The 15,005-nt window shown below is 70.4% G+C and carries 14 protein-coding genes; 1 reads left to right on the forward strand and 13 read right to left on the reverse strand.

Annotated features, from left to right (window positions below; genetic code table 11):
* The 13 genes from metK to pyrR all read right to left on the reverse strand — a co-directional run.
* Window positions 1–1,105 (reverse strand): methionine adenosyltransferase (metK, locus tag AB0917_RS29585; RefSeq protein ID WP_366822741.1); only part of this gene is annotated, 1,105 nt, incomplete at its 3' end.
* Window positions 1,106–1,341: 236 nt separating this feature from the next.
* Window positions 1,342–2,550 carry a bifunctional phosphopantothenoylcysteine decarboxylase/phosphopantothenate--cysteine ligase CoaBC gene (coaBC, locus tag AB0917_RS29590; RefSeq protein ID WP_366822742.1) on the reverse strand — a complete coding sequence of 403 codons (1,209 nt, stop codon included), beginning with the start codon at window positions 2,548–2,550 and terminating at the stop codon, window positions 1,342–1,344.
* A gap of 141 nt (window positions 2,551–2,691) precedes the next feature.
* A complete protein-coding gene (gene rpoZ, locus AB0917_RS29595) occupies window positions 2,692–2,964 on the reverse strand; it encodes a DNA-directed RNA polymerase subunit omega (RefSeq protein WP_015607348.1) in 273 nt (90 codons plus the stop codon).
* Window positions 2,965–3,007: 43 nt separating this feature from the next.
* Window positions 3,008–3,601: a guanylate kinase gene (gene gmk / locus AB0917_RS29600; protein ID WP_366822743.1), complete on the reverse strand. Its 594-nt coding sequence runs from the start codon at window positions 3,599–3,601 to the stop codon at window positions 3,008–3,010.
* Window positions 3,602–3,639: 38 nt separating this feature from the next.
* Window positions 3,640–3,963 carry an integration host factor gene (locus AB0917_RS29605; RefSeq protein WP_003970367.1) on the reverse strand — a complete coding sequence of 108 codons (324 nt, stop codon included), beginning with the start codon at window positions 3,961–3,963 and terminating at the stop codon, window positions 3,640–3,642.
* A 244-nt stretch (window positions 3,964–4,207) separates the two neighbouring features.
* Window positions 4,208–5,047: an orotidine-5'-phosphate decarboxylase gene (pyrF, locus tag AB0917_RS29610; RefSeq protein WP_366822744.1), complete on the reverse strand. Its 840-nt coding sequence runs from the start codon at window positions 5,045–5,047 to the stop codon at window positions 4,208–4,210.
* Window positions 5,044–6,156, reverse strand: a complete 1,113-nt coding sequence (locus AB0917_RS29615; protein WP_366822745.1) for a quinone-dependent dihydroorotate dehydrogenase — start codon at window positions 6,154–6,156, stop codon at window positions 5,044–5,046. Before AB0917_RS29615 ends, pyrF begins: the two co-directional genes overlap by 4 nt.
* Window positions 6,157–6,213: 57 nt before the next feature.
* Window positions 6,214–9,522: a carbamoyl-phosphate synthase large subunit gene (gene carB / locus AB0917_RS29620; RefSeq protein ID WP_366822746.1), complete on the reverse strand. Its 3,309-nt coding sequence runs from the start codon at window positions 9,520–9,522 to the stop codon at window positions 6,214–6,216.
* Window positions 9,515–10,654, reverse strand: a complete 1,140-nt coding sequence (gene carA / locus AB0917_RS29625) for a glutamine-hydrolyzing carbamoyl-phosphate synthase small subunit (RefSeq protein WP_366822747.1) — start codon at window positions 10,652–10,654, stop codon at window positions 9,515–9,517. The genes carB and carA overlap by 8 nt, the downstream gene beginning before the upstream one ends.
* A complete protein-coding gene (locus AB0917_RS29630; RefSeq protein WP_366822748.1) occupies window positions 10,651–11,229 on the reverse strand; it encodes a hypothetical protein in 579 nt (192 codons plus the stop codon). The genes carA and AB0917_RS29630 overlap by 4 nt, the downstream gene beginning before the upstream one ends.
* Window positions 11,226–12,512, reverse strand: a complete 1,287-nt coding sequence (locus AB0917_RS29635) for a dihydroorotase (RefSeq protein WP_366822749.1) — start codon at window positions 12,510–12,512, stop codon at window positions 11,226–11,228. The genes AB0917_RS29630 and AB0917_RS29635 overlap by 4 nt, the downstream gene beginning before the upstream one ends.
* Window positions 12,513–12,514: 2 nt before the next feature.
* Window positions 12,515–13,534, reverse strand: coding sequence for an aspartate carbamoyltransferase catalytic subunit (locus tag AB0917_RS29640; RefSeq protein WP_366822750.1), 1,020 nt, complete (start codon window positions 13,532–13,534; stop codon window positions 12,515–12,517).
* 98 nt (window positions 13,535–13,632) lie between these two features.
* On the reverse strand, window positions 13,633–14,217 hold the full coding sequence (pyrR, locus tag AB0917_RS29645) for a bifunctional pyr operon transcriptional regulator/uracil phosphoribosyltransferase PyrR (protein WP_366822752.1): 585 nt from the start codon (window positions 14,215–14,217) through the stop codon (window positions 13,633–13,635).
* Window positions 14,218–14,438: 221 nt separating this feature from the next.
* Here pyrR and bldD point away from each other — a divergent pair, with 221 nt between their 5' ends.
* Complete coding sequence (gene bldD / locus AB0917_RS29650; protein ID WP_006123181.1) at window positions 14,439–14,939, forward strand: transcriptional regulator BldD; 501 nt, start codon at window positions 14,439–14,441, stop codon at window positions 14,937–14,939.
* Window positions 14,940–15,005: the final 66 nt, after the last annotated feature.

Consider the following 15,005-nt stretch of genomic DNA (forward strand, 5'->3'; position numbering starts at 1 on the left):
AGATCGGGCGCAGCAGGTCGAGGTCGCGGATGATCGCGGCCGGGCGCAGGTCGAAGACCTCACCGATGGCGTTCTCGATCTTCTCCGTGTCGACGGCGGCGGTGCCGAAGGTCTCGACGAAGAGGCCGACCGGCTCGGCCTTGCCGATCGCGTAGGCGACCTGGACCTCGCAGCGGGTGGCGAGCCCGGCGGCCACCACGTTCTTGGCGACCCAGCGCATCGCGTACGCGGCGGAGCGGTCGACCTTGGACGGGTCCTTGCCCGAGAAGGCGCCGCCGCCGTGGCGGGCCATGCCGCCGTACGTGTCGATGATGATCTTGCGGCCGGTCAGGCCGGCGTCGCCCATCGGGCCGCCGATCTCGAAGCGGCCGGTCGGGTTCACCAGGAGGCGGTAGCCCTCGGTGTCCAGCTTGATGCCGTCCTCGACGAGCTGTGTGAGCACGTGCTCGACGACGAACTCGCGGATGTCGGGCGCGAGCAGCGAGTCCAGGTCGATGTCGCTGGCGTGCTGCGAGGAGACGACCACGGTGTCCAGGCGGACCGCCTTGTCACCGTCGTACTCGATGGTGACCTGCGTCTTGCCGTCGGGGCGCAGGTACGGGATGGTCCCGTTCTTGCGCACCTCGGACAGACGCCGCGAGAGGCGGTGCGCGATGTGGACCGGGAGCGGCATGAGCTCGGGGGTCTCGTCGCAGGCGTACCCGAACATCAGGCCCTGGTCGCCGGCGCCCTGCTTGTCGAGCTCGTCCTCATCGCCCTCGACCCGCTTCTCGTACGCGGTGTCGACGCCCTGCGCGATGTCCGGCGACTGCGCGCCGATGGAGACCGAGACGCCGCAGGAGGCACCGTCGAAGCCCTTTTTGGAGGAGTCGTAGCCGATCTCCAGCACCTTGTTGCGCACGAGGTTGGGGATGTCGGCGTAGGCCTTGGTCGTGACCTCGCCCGCGACATGCACCAGACCGGTGGTGATCAAGGTCTCGACGGCGACGCGCGAGGCGGGGTCGTCGCGCAGGAGCGCGTCGAGAATCGTGTCGCTGATCTGGTCAGCGATCTTGTCGGGGTGACCCTCGGTGACAGATTCCGAGGTGAAGAGACGGCGGGACACATCGCTCCCTGGGGTTGCAGCGGCTGCTGGCTGATCATGGTTGGTACGGCCGAGAGCTGCGCTCGGCACGTAACCGTCGACCAGTTTATCGGTCGCGCCCGCCGCGCGGGGCATGCGTCTCGCACTTTGGAGTGCGACAGCCCGTGACGCGGCGGACACCTGAAGGATAATCCACCCTTTCGGGCAGAGATTTCCTCCTGTTATGCCCCACTACGGCTGAGCCGAGGGGTTGATTGTCACATCTGTGGGAACCTTCTCGACACCAGGTCCCAGACCGTGTCGGCGAGCGCTTCCTTGGGTCCGTACGGCACCGGGGTCTCCGATCCGTCCACGGCGAGGACGACCGCCTCGTTCTCCTCGGAGCCGAACGTCCGGCGCTCCCCCACCTCGTTGACCACGAGAAGATCGCACCCCTTGCGGCGCAGTTTGGCCCGGCCGTTGGCCAGGACGTCATCGGTCTCGGCGGCGAAGCCCACCACGATCTGCGCCGGCCGGGCCCGCTCGGTGGCGACCTCGGCGAGGATGTCGGGGTTGCGGACCAGGGTGACGACGGGCGCCTCCTCGCCGTCCTTCTTCTTGATCTTGCCCGAGGCGTACTCGGCGGGCCGGAAGTCGGCCACCGCCGCCGCCATCACCACGACGTCCGCCTCCGCGGCCGCCTTCAGGACGGCCTCCCGCAGCTGGAGCGCCGTGCCGACCCGTACGACGTCGGCCCCGGCCGGGTCGGGCAGCTGGGTGTTGGCCTCGATCAGGGTGACGCGGGCGCCCCGGGCCACGGCGGTGCGCGCCAGCGCGTACCCCTGCTTGCCGGAGGAGCGGTTGCCGAGGTAGCGCACCGGGTCCAGGGGCTCACGGGTGCCGCCCGCGCTGATCACCACGTGGCGGCCCGCGAGGTCGGGTTCGGCGACCCCGCGCGCCAGCACCCGGCGGCAGACCTCGAAGATCTCGCCCGGGTCGGGCAGCCGGCCCTTGCCGGTGTCGACGCCGGTCAGCCGCCCCACCGCGGGCTCGATGACGACGGCGCCTCGGCGGCGCAGCGTGGCGACGTTCTCCTGGGTGGCCGGGTGCTCCCACATCTCGGTGTGCATGGCGGGGGCGAAGACCACCGGACAGCGGGCGGTCAGGAGCGTGTTGGTGAGCAGGTCGTCGGCGAGGCCGTGGGCGGCCTTGGCCAGCGTGTCGGCGGTGGCCGGGGCGACGACGACGAGGTCGGCGCCCTGTCCGATCCGTACGTGGGGCACCTCGTGCACGTCGTCCCAGACCTGGTCGGAGACGGGGTGGCCGGAGAGCGCGGACCAAGTGGCGGCGCCGACGAAGTGCAGCGACGAGGCGGTCGGGACGACCCGTACATCGTGCCCGGACTCGGTCAGCCGGCGCAGCAGCTCGCACGCCTTGTAGGCGGCGATGCCCCCGCTGACCCCCAGGACGACCTTCGGCTTGTCCACTGCGTCTCCCCGCACTCGGCAACGTAGAACGTGACTCCCATGCTGCCTCACCGCACCGCGCGCGTTCACCCGGCCCCGGACACACCTCAGGCCCGGCGGACGGGCCGCCGGGCCTGAGAGGGGAAAGAGGTGCTGTCCTGCTTACTGCGCGGGGCCCTCGATGGGCTCGGAGGTCAGGAGGCCCGCGTTGATCTCGCGGAGCGCGATCGACAGCGGCTTCTCGTGCACGTGGGTGTCGACGAGCGGACCGACGTACTCGAGGAGGCCTTCGCCGAGCTGCGAGTAGTACGCGTTGATCTGACGCGCGCGCTTGGCGGCGTAGATGACCAGGCTGTACTTCGAGTCGGTGGCCTCGAGGAGCTCATCAATCGGCGGGTTGATGATGCCCTCGGGCGTGGTGATGGAAGAGGACACTCTCTGCCTTCCGAAGGGGGTAAAGATCAAAGATCAAAGAGATCTAAGCCTGAAGCATCAACGTTAGCAGCTCACGGGCCACGTCCTCGACGGAGGTGTTGACGAGCGTCGTATCGAACTCGGCCTCTGCGGCCAGTTCGACCTTCGCGGCGCTGAGCCTGCGCTCGATCACCTCGGGCGCCTCGGTGCCCCGGCCGGTGAGCCGGCGCACCAGCTCCTCCCAGCTCGGCGGGGCCAGGAAGACCAGCCGCGCGTCGGACATCGACTGGCGGACCAGCCGGGCGCCCTGGAGGTCGATCTCCAGCAGGACCGGCTCGCCCGCCTCCAGGCGGTCGAGGACGGCGCGGCGGGGCGTGCCGTAGCGGTTGCCCGCGAACTCGGCCCACTCCAGCAGCTCACCGTTGGCGACGAGCTTGTCGAACTCCTCGTCGTCGACGAAGAAGTAGTGGACACCGTTGCGCTCCCCGGGGCGGGGCTTGCGGGTCGTCGCCGACACGGAGAGCCAGACCTCGGGGTGCACGGTGCGCATATGAGCGACGACCGTGCTCTTGCCGACCCCTGAGGGGCCGGAGAGCACGGTCAGCCGCGGACGTACGTCCGGGGGTGCGGGGGACGTCCCCCGGGATGTTGCAGCCATGGAGCGATTATCCAGGTTCTCAGGAGTGCCTGAGAACGTCAGGCGGGACTGCCGCCGAACTCACGCTCCAGGGATGCGATCTGGTTGGAGCCGAGTCCCCGGACCCGGCGGCTTTCGGAGATGCCGAGACGCTCCATGATCTGCTTGGCACGGACCTTGCCGACGCCCGGCAGGGACTCCAGGAGGGCGGAGACCTTCATCTTGCCGATGACGTCGTTCTCCTGGCCCTGCTTGATGACCTCGTGGAGGGAGGCGCCGGAGTGCTTGAGTCGATTCTTGACCTCGGCCCGCTCCCGGCGAGCCGCGGCGGCCTTTTCGAGCGCGGCTGCGCGCTGTTCAGGGGTAAGGGGCGGAAGAGCCACGCCTACGTCACCTCGGATGTCGATCTGTCGGATACGGACCGGTGGGGAAGCTGGACGCCCTCCACCAGGTGAGCGACGAACACACTCTGCTCGGCTGCTCTCGACGGAGACTAGCGGCCAGGACCGCTGTAGTCAGCGAGAACAGACGAAAAGTCCTGGTCAGCCTTGGCCGACCAGGACATTTACCGCATAACCACCGGGTTTCGGGCCAGTAATTCGTCAACAACCTGTAAACGTGCCAGGGTCAACTGCCGGAGACGGCTCCGCGGACCTCGTCCGCGAACCGTCCGGCCGCTTCGCGCAGCCCGGACGCGTCCGGACCGTGGCGCAGCACGCCCCGGCTCACGCTGGGCACGACGTTGCCGACCGCGTCGCCGAAGACCGCCGGAAGATCCGCCGGGGTCGCCCCCTGGGCGCCGATGCCGGGCGCGAGGAGCGGTCCGTTGATCGCCAGGTCCACCCCCGCGTCGCCGAGCGTCGCGCCGACCACCGCGCCGACCGAGCCGAGCGGAGCCGCGCCCCGGTTCTCCGCCGCCATGTGGTCGAGCATCAGCTGGCCCAGCGAGCGGCCGTCGGCGGCGGTGGCGCGCTGGACCTCGGCGCCCTCCGGGTTCGAGGTGAGCGCCAGGACGAAGACGCCCGCGCCGGAGACGGCGGCCGCGTCCAGCGCCGGACGCAGCGAGCCGAACCCGAGGTACGGGGAGAGAGTGACCGCGTCGGAGAAGAGCGGGGAGTCCTTGTCCAGGTAGGTCGCCGCGTAGGCGCCCATGGTGGAGCCGATGTCGCCGCGCTTGGCGTCCATCAGGACCAGCGCCCCGGCGGCGCGTGCCTCCTGGACCGCCTTCTCCAGTACGGCGATGCCGCGCGAGCCGAACCGCTCGAAGAACGCCGACTGCGGCTTGAGGACGGCGACCCGGTCGGCCAGCGCCTCGACGACGGTCCGGGTGAAGCGCTCCAGGCCCCCGATGTCGTCGTTCAGCCCCCAGGAGGTGAGCAGGGAGGCGTGCGGGTCGATGCCGACGCAGAGCGGCCCGCGGGTGTCCATGGCGTGGCGCAGCCGGGCGCCGAAGGGTTCGGAGGTCACAGGGCGGCCTTCTTCCGGGTCTCGGCGCCGACGGCCTCGGCGAGGGTGGCGTACGGGGACGCGGCGAGCCGGGCGGCGAGGCCCTTGTGGATCGCGCGTGCGTAGAAGGGACCCTCGTAGATGAAGGCGCTGTAGCCCTGTACGAGGGTGGCACCGGCCAGGATGCGCTGCCAGGCGTCCTCGGCGCTCTCCACGCCCCCGACGCCCACCAGGGTGATCCGGTCCCCCACACGGGCGTACAGGCGGCTCAGGACCGCCAGGGAGCGCTCCTTGAGGGGAGCGCCCGAGAGCCCGCCGGCCTCCGCGACCAGGGCCGGGTCCGACCGCAGGCCGAGCCCCTCGCGGGCGATGGTGGTGTTGGTGGCGATGATCCCGTCGAGACCCAGCTCCACGGCGAGGTCGGCGACCGCGTCCACGTCCTCGTCCGCGAGGTCCGGGGCGATCTTGACGAGCAGCGGTACGCGCCGGGCGGTGACGGTGCGGTCGGCGGCCTCGCGCACGGCGGTCAGCAGCGGCCGCAGCGACTCGGTGGCCTGAAGGTTGCGCAGGCCGGGCGTGTTGGGCGAGGAGACGTTGACGACCAGGTAGTCGGCGTGGGCGGCCAGCCGCTCGGTGGACTTCACGTAGTCGGCGGCGGCCTCGGCCTCCGGCACGACCTTGGTCTTGCCGATGTTGACGCCGACCGTGGTGCGGAAGACCGGGTTACGGGACGCGAGACGGGCGGCGACGGCGGCGGAGCCCTCGTTGTTGAAGCCCATGCGGTTGATCAGCGCGCGGTCCGCGACGAGGCGGAAGAGGCGCCGCTTGGGGTTGCCGGGCTGCGGTTCGCCGGTGACGGTGCCGATCTCGACGTGGTCGAAGCCGAGCATCGCCATGCCGTCGATCGCGACCGCGTTCTTGTCGAAGCCGGCGGCCAGCCCGAAGGGGCCGTGCATCCGCAGGCCCAGCGCCTCGGTGCGCAGCTCCTTGTGGCGGGGCGCGAGAGCGGCCGCGACGAAGGTGCGCAGGACGGGGACGCGGGCGGCGAGGCGGATCCAGCGGACGGCGGTGTGGTGGGCCCGCTCGGGGTCCATCCGCTTGAAGACCAGCCGGAAGAAGAACTTGTACATGGGGAGATGTCCTCACAGAGAGGGGGACACCGTTTCCGGTGTCCCCCTGCTGGGCTGCTAGTCGCGCGTCGCCGTCAGACGTTCGGCGTGCTCCTGGAGGGAGCGGACACCGACGTCGCCGTGGTTGAGGGCGTCGATGCCCTGAACGGCCGCGGCGAGCGCCTGGACCGTGGTCAGGCAGGGCACGGAGCGGGCGACGGCGGCGGTACGGATCTCGTAGCCGTCGAGACGGCCGCCGGTGCCGTAGGGGGTGTTGACGATGAGGTCGACCTGCCCGTCATGGATGAGCTGGACGATCGTCTTCTCCCCGTCGGGGCCCTCCCCCTCGGACTGCTTGCGCACGATCGTGGCGTTGATCCCGTTGCGCTTGAGGACCTCGGCCGTACCGGAGGTGGCCATCAGCTCGAACCCGTGCGCGACCAGCTCACGGGCCGGGAAGATCATGGACCGCTTGTCCCGGTTCGCCACCGAGATGAACGCCCGCCCGGAGGTGGGCAGCGGACCGTACGCCCCGGCCTGGGACTTGGCGTACGCCGTCCCGAAGGCGGAGTCGATGCCCATCACCTCGCCGGTGGAGCGCATCTCCGGGCCCAGGACGGTGTCGACGCCGCGGCCGTGGATGTCCCGGAAGCGGGACCACGGCATGACGGCCTCCTTGACGGAGATCGGCGCGTCCAGCGGCAGGGTGCCGCCGTCGCCGGTCTTCGGCAGCAGGCCCTCGGTGCGCAGTTCGGCGACGGTCGCGCCCAGCGAGATACGGGCGGCGGCCTTCGCCAGGGGCACGGCGGTGGCCTTGGAGGTGAAGGGGACCGTGCGGGAGGCGCGGGGGTTGGCCTCCAGGACGTAGAGGATGTCCCCCGACAGCGCGAACTGGATGTTGATCAGCCCGCGCACCCCGACGCCCTTGGCGATGGCCTCGGTCGAGGCCCGCAGCCGCTTGATGTCGAACCCGCCCAGCGTGATCGGCGGCAGGGCGCAGGCGGAGTCGCCGGAGTGGATGCCGGCTTCCTCGATGTGCTCCATGACGCCGCCGAGGTAGAGCTCGGTGCCGTCGTAGAGGGCGTCCACGTCGATCTCGATCGCGTCGTCCAGGAACCGGTCCACCAGGACGGGGCGGGTGGAGCTGATCTCGGTGGACTCCGCGATGTAGGACTCCAGGCGCGTCTCGTCGTAGACGATCTCCATGCCTCGTCCGCCCAGCACGTAGGACGGGCGGACCAGGACCGGGTAGCCGATCTCGTCGGCGATGGCCTTGGCGCCGGCGAAGGTGGTGGCGGTGCCGTGCTTCGGGGCGGGGAGCCCGGCCTCGGCCAGGACCCGGCCGAACGCGCCGCGGTCCTCGGCCGCGTGGATGGCTTCGGGCGGGGTGCCGACGACGGGGACGCCGTTGTCCTTCAGCGCCTGCGACAGGCCCAGCGGGGTCTGGCCGCCCAGCTGCACGATGACACCGGCGATCGGGCCCGCCAGGGACTCGGCGTGGACGATCTCCAGGACGTCCTCCAGGGTGAGCGGCTCGAAGTAGAGCCGGTCGGAGGTGTCGTAGTCCGTGGAGACCGTCTCCGGGTTGCAGTTGACCATCACCGTCTCGTAGCCGGCGTCGCTCAGCGCGAAGGAGGCGTGGACACAGGAGTAGTCGAACTCGATGCCCTGCCCGATCCGGTTCGGCCCCGAACCGAGGATGATCACCGCCGGCTTCGTGCGGGGGGCTACCTCGGACTCCTCGTCGTAGGAGGAGTAGAAGTACGGCGTCTTCGCCGCGAACTCCGCCGCGCACGTGTCAACCGTCTTGTAGACCGGGCGGATGCCCAGCGCGTGGCGCACCTCGCGCACGACGTCCTCGCGCAGGCCCCGGATCTCACCGATCTGGGCGTCGGAGAAGCCGTGCCGCTTGGCCTCCGCGATCAGGTCGGCGTCCAGACGCTCGGCCGAGGCCAGCTCGTCCGCGTACTCCTTGATCAGGAACAGCTGGTCCACGAACCAGGGGTCGATCTTCGTCGCCTCGAAGACCTCCTCCTGCGTGGCACCGGCCCGGATGGCCTGCATGACCGTGTTGATCCGGCCGTCCGTGGGCCGGACCGCCTCGGCCAGCAGCTCGGCCTTGTCACCGACCGGGCCGGTGAAGGCGAACTGGGAACCCTTCTTCTCCAGGGAGCGCAGCGCCTTCTGGAGGGCTTCGGTGAAGTTCCGGCCGATCGCCATCGCCTCTCCCACCGACTTCATGGTGGTGGTGAGGGTGGAGTCGGCGGAGGGGAACTTCTCGAACGCGAACCGCGGAGCCTTCACCACCACGTAGTCGAGCGTCGGCTCGAACGAGGCCGGGGTCTTCTCCGTGATGTCGTTGGGAATCTCGTCCAGCGTGTACCCCACGGCCAGCTTCGCGGCGATCTTCGCGATCGGGAAACCGGTGGCCTTGGAGGCGAGGGCGGAGGAGCGGGAGACGCGGGGGTTCATCTCGATGACGATGACCCGCCCGTCGGTGGGGTCGATCGCGAACTGGATGTTGCAGCCGCCGGTGTCGACGCCCACCTCGCGGATGATCGCGATCCCGACGTCGCGCAGCCGCTGGTACTCGCGGTCGGTGAGGGTCATCGCGGGGGCGACGGTGATCGAGTCACCGGTGTGGACACCCATCGGGTCGAAGTTCTCGATGGAGCACACGACCACGACGTTGTCGTTCTTGTCGCGCATCAGCTCCAGCTCGTACTCCTTCCACCCCAGGATCGACTCCTCCAGGAGCACCTCGGTGGTCGGGGACAGGGTCAGACCCTGGCCGGCGATGCGGCGCAGCTCGTCCTCGTCGTGGGCGAAGCCGGAGCCGGCGCCGCCCATGGTGAAGGAGGGGCGTACGACGACGGGGTAGCCGCCGAGCGTGTCGACCCCGGCGATGACGTCGTCCATGGAGTGGCAGATGACCGAGCGGGCGGACTCGCCGTAGCCGATCTTCGCCTTGACGGCCTCGACGACGCCCTTGAACAGGTCGCGGTCCTCGCCCTTGTTGATCGCCTCGACGTTGGCGCCGATCAGCTCGACCCCGTACTTCTCCAGCACGCCCTGCTCGTGCATGGAGATCGCCGTGTTGAGCGCGGTCTGGCCGCCCAGGGTGGGCAGGAGCGCGTCGGGGCGCTCCTTGGCGATGATCTTCTCGACGAACTCCGGGGTGATCGGCTCGACGTAGGTGGCGTCGGCGATCTCGGGGTCGGTCATGATCGTGGCGGGGTTGGAGTTGACCAGGATGACCCGCAGGCCCTCGGCCTTCAGCACCCGGCAGGCCTGGGTGCCGGAGTAGTCGAACTCGGCGGCCTGGCCGATGACGATCGGACCCGAGCCGATGACCAGGACGGACTGGATATCGGAGCGCTTAGGCACGCTGGCCCTCCATCAGGGAGACGAAACGGTCGAACAGGTACGCGGCGTCGTGCGGGCCCGCAGCCGCCTCGGGGTGGTACTGGACGCTGAAGGCGGGCCGGTCCAGGAGCTGGAGGCCTTCGACGACCTGGTCGTTCAGGCAGACGTGGGATACCTCGGCGCGGCCGAACTCCGTGTCGGACACCTTGTCCAGGGGGGCGTCGACGGCGAAGCCGTGGTTGTGCGCGGTGACCTCGACCTTGCCGGTGGTGCGGTCCTGCACCGGCTGGTTGATGCCGCGGTGCCCGTACTTCAGCTTGTAGGTGCCGAAGCCCAGCGCGCGGCCGAGGATCTGGTTGCCGAAGCAGATGCCGAAGAGCGGGGTGGAACGCTCCAGGACACCCCGCATGAGGGCCACCGGGTGGTCGGCGGTGGACGGGTCACCGGGACCGTTGGAGAAGAACACGCCGTCCGGCTCGACCGCGTACACCTCCTCCAGCGACGCCGTCGCCGGCAGGACGTGCACCTCGATGCCGCGTTCCGCCATCCGGTGCGGGGTCATGCCCTTGATGCCCAGGTCGACCGCCGCGACCGTGAACTTCTTCGTCCCGATCGCCGGAACGACGTACGCCTCCTTGGTGGCGACCTCGGCGGACAGGTCCGCACCGGTCATCTCGGGGGCCTGGCGCACCTTGGCCAGCAGGGTGCCCTCGTCAGCGATCGCGTTCCCGGAGAAGATCCCCACCCGCATCGCGCCCCGCTCCCGCAGATGCCGGGTCAGCGCACGCGTGTCCACACCGCTGATCCCGACGACCCCCTGGGCCTGGAGTTCCTCGTCCAGCGTGCGGCGTGAGCGCCAGTTGGACGGCTTGCGGGCGGGGTCGCGGACGACGTAGCCCGAGACCCAGATACGGCCCGACTCGGGGTCCTCGTCGTTCACGCCGGTGTTCCCGACGTGCGGAGCCGTCATCACGACCACCTGACGGTGGTAGGAGGGGTCGGTGAGGGTTTCCTGGTAGCCGGTCATGCCGGTGGAGAACACCGCCTCGCCGAAGGTCTCCCCCACGGCCCCGTAGGCACGACCGCGGAACGCGCGGCCGTCCTCCAGGACGAGTACGGCGGGAGCCTGGGCTCCCCGGGTGGAGATCGTCATCGTGCGGTGCCTTCCGTAGTGCTGGTGAGGTGGTTGACGGCGTCGACCCAGGCCTGGTGCTCGGCCGCGTGGTCGGAGCGGAAGCCGGAGTCGATCAGGGTCCCGCCGTGCGCCCAGGTGACGATCAGCAGGCCGCCCTCGGGGAGGACCTTGCCCGCGAGCGCCTTGTCGAGGCGGGCCTCGCGCAGGGCGTCGGCCGGGATGAAGAAGTCGCTCGCGCCGGGGCGTACGACGTCCAGGCCGCGCGCGGTGAGCGTCAGCTCGGTCCGGCTGCGGGTGCCGAGGCCGTGCGCGACGATCCGGTCGAGCCACTGGCCGGCGGTGGTGGAGGCGTGGTAGCGCCCGGTGAGCGTCAGCAGCACCTCGTCGTCGGCGAAGCCCTCGGGGGTGGCCGCGAGCTCGGGCAGGCCGGACTGGAGGCTTCCACGCCATTTCCAGCCCTGGCGCATCAGCCAGTAGACGAGGGCGATGAAGACCAGCAGGCCGATCACCCAGGCGATACGGGCGGACCAGTCCGTCACTTCCGCCGACTTCTGCTCGGCGGCAAGGAGGTACAGGGGGGTCAGTGTTGTCACGCGAGCTTCCCGTCGACGACCGTGGCACGGCCCCGCAGGAAGGTATGGGTGACGCGGCCCGGCAGCTCACGACCCTCGTAGGGGGTGTTGCGGCTGCGGGACGCGAAGCCCGCGGGGTCCACGGCTCCACGGTATGCCGGATCGACCAGAGTGAGGTTGGCGGGCTCACCCGCCGAGACGGGACGGCCGTGTCCTTCGAGGCGGCCGATGGCCGCGGGGCGGAACGACATGCGGTCGGCGACGCCCGCCCAGTCGATCAGGCCGGTCTCCACCATCGTCTGCTGGACGACGGAGAGCGCGGTCTCCAGGCCCACCATGCCCATGGCGGCCGCGGCCCACTCGCAGTCCTTGTCCTCGTGCGGGTGCGGGGCGTGGTCGGTGGCGACGCAGTCGATCGTGCCGTCGGCGAGCGCCTCGCGCAGGGCCATGACGTCGGCCTCGGTGCGCAGCGGCGGGTTCACCTTGTAGACGGGGTTGTAGGAGCGGACCAGCTCGTCGGTGAGGAGGAGGTGGTGCGGGGTGACCTCGGCGGTGACGTTCCAGCCCTTGGACTTGGCCCAGCGGACGATCTCCACGGATCCGGCGGTGGAGAGGTGGCAGATGTGGACGCGGGAGCCGACGTGGGCGGCGAGGAGGACGTCGCGGGCGATGATCGACTCCTCGGCGACGGCGGGCCAGCCGCCGAGGCCGAGTTCGGCGGAGACGACGCCCTCGTTCATCTGGGCGCCCTCGGTGAGGCGGGGCTCCTGGGCGTGCTGGGCGACGACGCCGTCGAAGGCCTTCACGTACTCCAGGGCGCGGCGCATGATCACCGCGTCGTCGACGCACTTGCCGTCGTCGGAGAAGACCTTCACCCCGGCGGCCGAGTCGTGCATCGCGCCGAGCTCGGCGAGCTGCTTGCCCTCCAGGCCGACGGTGACGGCGCCGACGGGCTGCACGTCGCAGTAGCCGGACTCCTTGCCGAGCCGCCAGACCTGCTCGACGACGCCGGCGGTGTCGGCGACGGGGAAGGTGTTGGCCATGGCGTGGACGGCGGTGAAGCCACCGGCGGCGGCCGCCTTCGTGCCGGTGAGGACGGTCTCGGAGTCCTCGCGGCCGGGCTCGCGCAGGTGGGTGTGGAGGTCGACGAGGCCGGGGAGCAGGACCTGGCCGGCGGCCTCGACCACGGTGGCGTCCGGGGCGTCGATGCCCGTCCCCACCTGGGCGACCGTCTCGCCGTCGATCAGGACGTCCTGCGGCTCGCCGCCGAGGATCCGCGCACCGCGGATAAGGATCTTGCTCATGGTTACTTGGTCTCCTCGGTACGGGCGGGGGCCTCGGTACGGGCAGGGCTCTCGTTACGGGCAGGGGCCGACAGGGCGGTGTCGGAGCCGCCGAGCAGCAGGTAGAGGACGGCCATCCGGATGGAGACGCCGTTGGCGACCTGCTCGACGACCGTGCAGCGGTCGGAGTCGGCGACCTCGGCGGTGATCTCCATGCCGCGGACCATCGGGCCGGGGTGCATGACGATGGCGTGCTCGGGCATCTTCGCCATCCGCCGGCCGTCCAGGCCGTAGCGGCGTGAGTATTCGCGCTCGGTCGGGAAGTAGGCGGCGTTCATCCGTTCGCGCTGCACACGCAGCATCATCACGGCGTCGGACTGCGCCAGCACGTCGTCCAGGCTGTAGCTGACGTCGCAGGGCCACCGCTCGACGCCCACGGGCACCAGGGTGGGCGGGGCCACCAGGGTGACGTGCGCGCCCAGGGTGGTGAGCAGGTGGACGTTGGAGCGGGCGACGCGGCTGTGCAGGATGTCGCCGACGATCGTGATCCGGCGGCCGTCCAGGTCCCGGCCGAGGCCGGTGTCGGCGCCGACGAGGCGGCGCCGCACGGTGAAGGCGTCGAGCAGGGCCTGGGTGGGGTGCTCGTGGGTGCCGTCCCCGGCGTTGACCACGGCCCCGTCGATCCAGCCGGAGGTGGCGAGCCGGTAGGGGGCGCCGGAGGCGCCGTGCCGGATGACGACGGCGTCGGCGCCCATCGCCTCCAGGGTCAGCGCGGTGTCCTTCAGGGACTCGCCCTTGGAGACGGAGGAGCCCTTGGCGGAGAAGTTGATGACGTCGGCGGAGAGCCGCTTGGCGGCGGCCTCGAAGGAGATACGGGTCCGGGTCGAGTCCTCGAAGAAGAGGTTGACGACGGTACGGCCGCGCAGGGTCGGAAGCTTCTTGATCGGCCGGTCCGCGACCCGGGCCATCTCCTCGGCGGTGTCGAGGATCAGGACGGCGTCGTCGCGGGTGAGGTCGGCGGCCGAGATGAGGTGGCGCTTCATCTGGGGTTCTCCGGTGACTGGAGGGGGGTTCGTTCAGGCGTGCGGGCGCGCGGAAGCAGCCGTACGGTCCCCCGGAAGGGCGTACGGGCGGGCTCGGGCTACTGCGCGTCCGTGGGAGCGGCCTGCTTGACTCCGAGCAGCACGGCGTCGCGGCCGTCCTCCTCGGCGAGCTGGACCTTGACCGTCTCCCGCAGCGACGTGGGGAGGTTCTTGCCGACGTAGTCGGCGCGGATCGGGAGTTCGCGGTGACCGCGGTCGACGAGGACCGCGAGCTGCACGGCGCGCGGGCGGCCGATGTCGCCGAGCGCGTCGAGCGCGGCGCGGATCGTGCGGCCGGAGAAGAGCACGTCGTCGACCAGGACGACCAGCTTGCCCTCGATCCCCTCGCCGGGGATGTCGGTACGGGCCAGGGCCCGCGCGGGGCGCAGCCGCAGATCGTCGCGGTACATGGTGATGTCGAGGGAGCCGACCGGCATCTTCCGGCCGGTGATCTCTTCGAGTTTGTCGGCGAGCCGACGGGCGAGGAAGACGCCTCGCGTCGGGATGCCGAGCAGCACCACGTCGTCGGCGCCCTTGGCGCGTTCGACGATCTCGTGGGCGATACGGGTCAGAACACGGGCGATGTCGGGGGCCTCGAGAACGGGGCGTGCCGCGTTGCCTGTGTCGTCGTGCTGTGCGTCCATAAGAAACGGACCTCCTTCTCCGCCTCACGGGACGGACCTTAAAGGACGTCGAAATTACGTCAACCACGTTACCAGGGCTTGCGTGAAGCCCTGGACCCGCCCCCTGGAGGTGCCGGTGCGGACCATTCGGCTTGACGCATCCAAGTAACGCTGCGTAACCTCACAGTGAGTTACCAGCCACGCGGCGGAGCCGCACACTGTTCCAGCGTCCGGGGAGCCATATGTCCAGCGAATACGCAAAACAGCTCGGGGCCAAACTCCGTGCCATCCGCACCCAGCAGGGCCTCTCCCTCCACGGCGTGGAGGAGAAGTCACAGGGCCGCTGGAAGGCCGTCGTGGTCGGTTCGTACGAGCGCGGCGACCGTGCCGTGACCGTGCAGCGCCTCGCCGAGCTGGCGGATTTCTACGGGGTCCCGGTGCAGGAGCTGCTGCCCGGTACGACTCCGGGCGGGGCCGCCGAGCCGCCGCCGAAGCTCGTCCTGGACCTGGAGCGCCTGGCCCACGTCCCGCCGGAGAAGGCCGGTCCGCTCCAGCGCTACGCGGCGACGATCCAGAGCCAGCGCGGTGACTACAACGGCAAGGTGCTCTCGATCCGCCAGGACGACCTGCGCACGCTCGCCGTGATCTACGACCAGTCGCCGTCCGTGCTCACGGAGCAGCTGATCAGCTGGGGCGTGCTGGACGCTGACGCGCGCCGCGCGGTCTCCCACGACGAGAGCTGAGGCCTGCGGGGCCCCTGGGCCCACCGCCCCCGGCGGCCCCGCCCCGCAGCAGAAACGTGCCGCCGG

Origin of the sequence: Streptomyces sp. NPDC007346 (assembly GCF_040703535.1) — a bacterium.
GTDB lineage: Bacteria > Actinomycetota > Actinomycetes > Streptomycetales > Streptomycetaceae > Streptomyces.

Bases quoted from the DNA above. Each gene is read 5' to 3' on its own strand.
- gmk (WP_366822743.1), bottom strand. From the start codon at position 3,601: ATGGCTGCAACATCCCGGGGGACGTCCCCCGCACCCCCGGACGTACGT.
- AB0917_RS29615 (WP_366822745.1), bottom strand. From the start codon at position 6,156: ATGTACAAGTTCTTCTTCCGGCTGGTCTTCAAGCGGATGGACCCCGAG.
- carA (WP_366822747.1), bottom strand. From the start codon at position 10,654: ATGACGATCTCCACCCGGGGAGCCCAGGCTCCCGCCGTACTCGTCCTG.
- AB0917_RS29635 (WP_366822749.1), bottom strand. From the start codon at position 12,512: ATGAGCAAGATCCTTATCCGCGGTGCGCGGATCCTCGGCGGCGAGCCG.
- AB0917_RS29640 (WP_366822750.1), bottom strand. From the start codon at position 13,534: ATGAAGCGCCACCTCATCTCGGCCGCCGACCTCACCCGCGACGACGCC.
- pyrR (WP_366822752.1), bottom strand. From the start codon at position 14,217: ATGGACGCACAGCACGACGACACAGGCAACGCGGCACGCCCCGTTCTC.
- bldD (WP_006123181.1), top strand. From the start codon at position 14,439: ATGTCCAGCGAATACGCAAAACAGCTCGGGGCCAAACTCCGTGCCATC.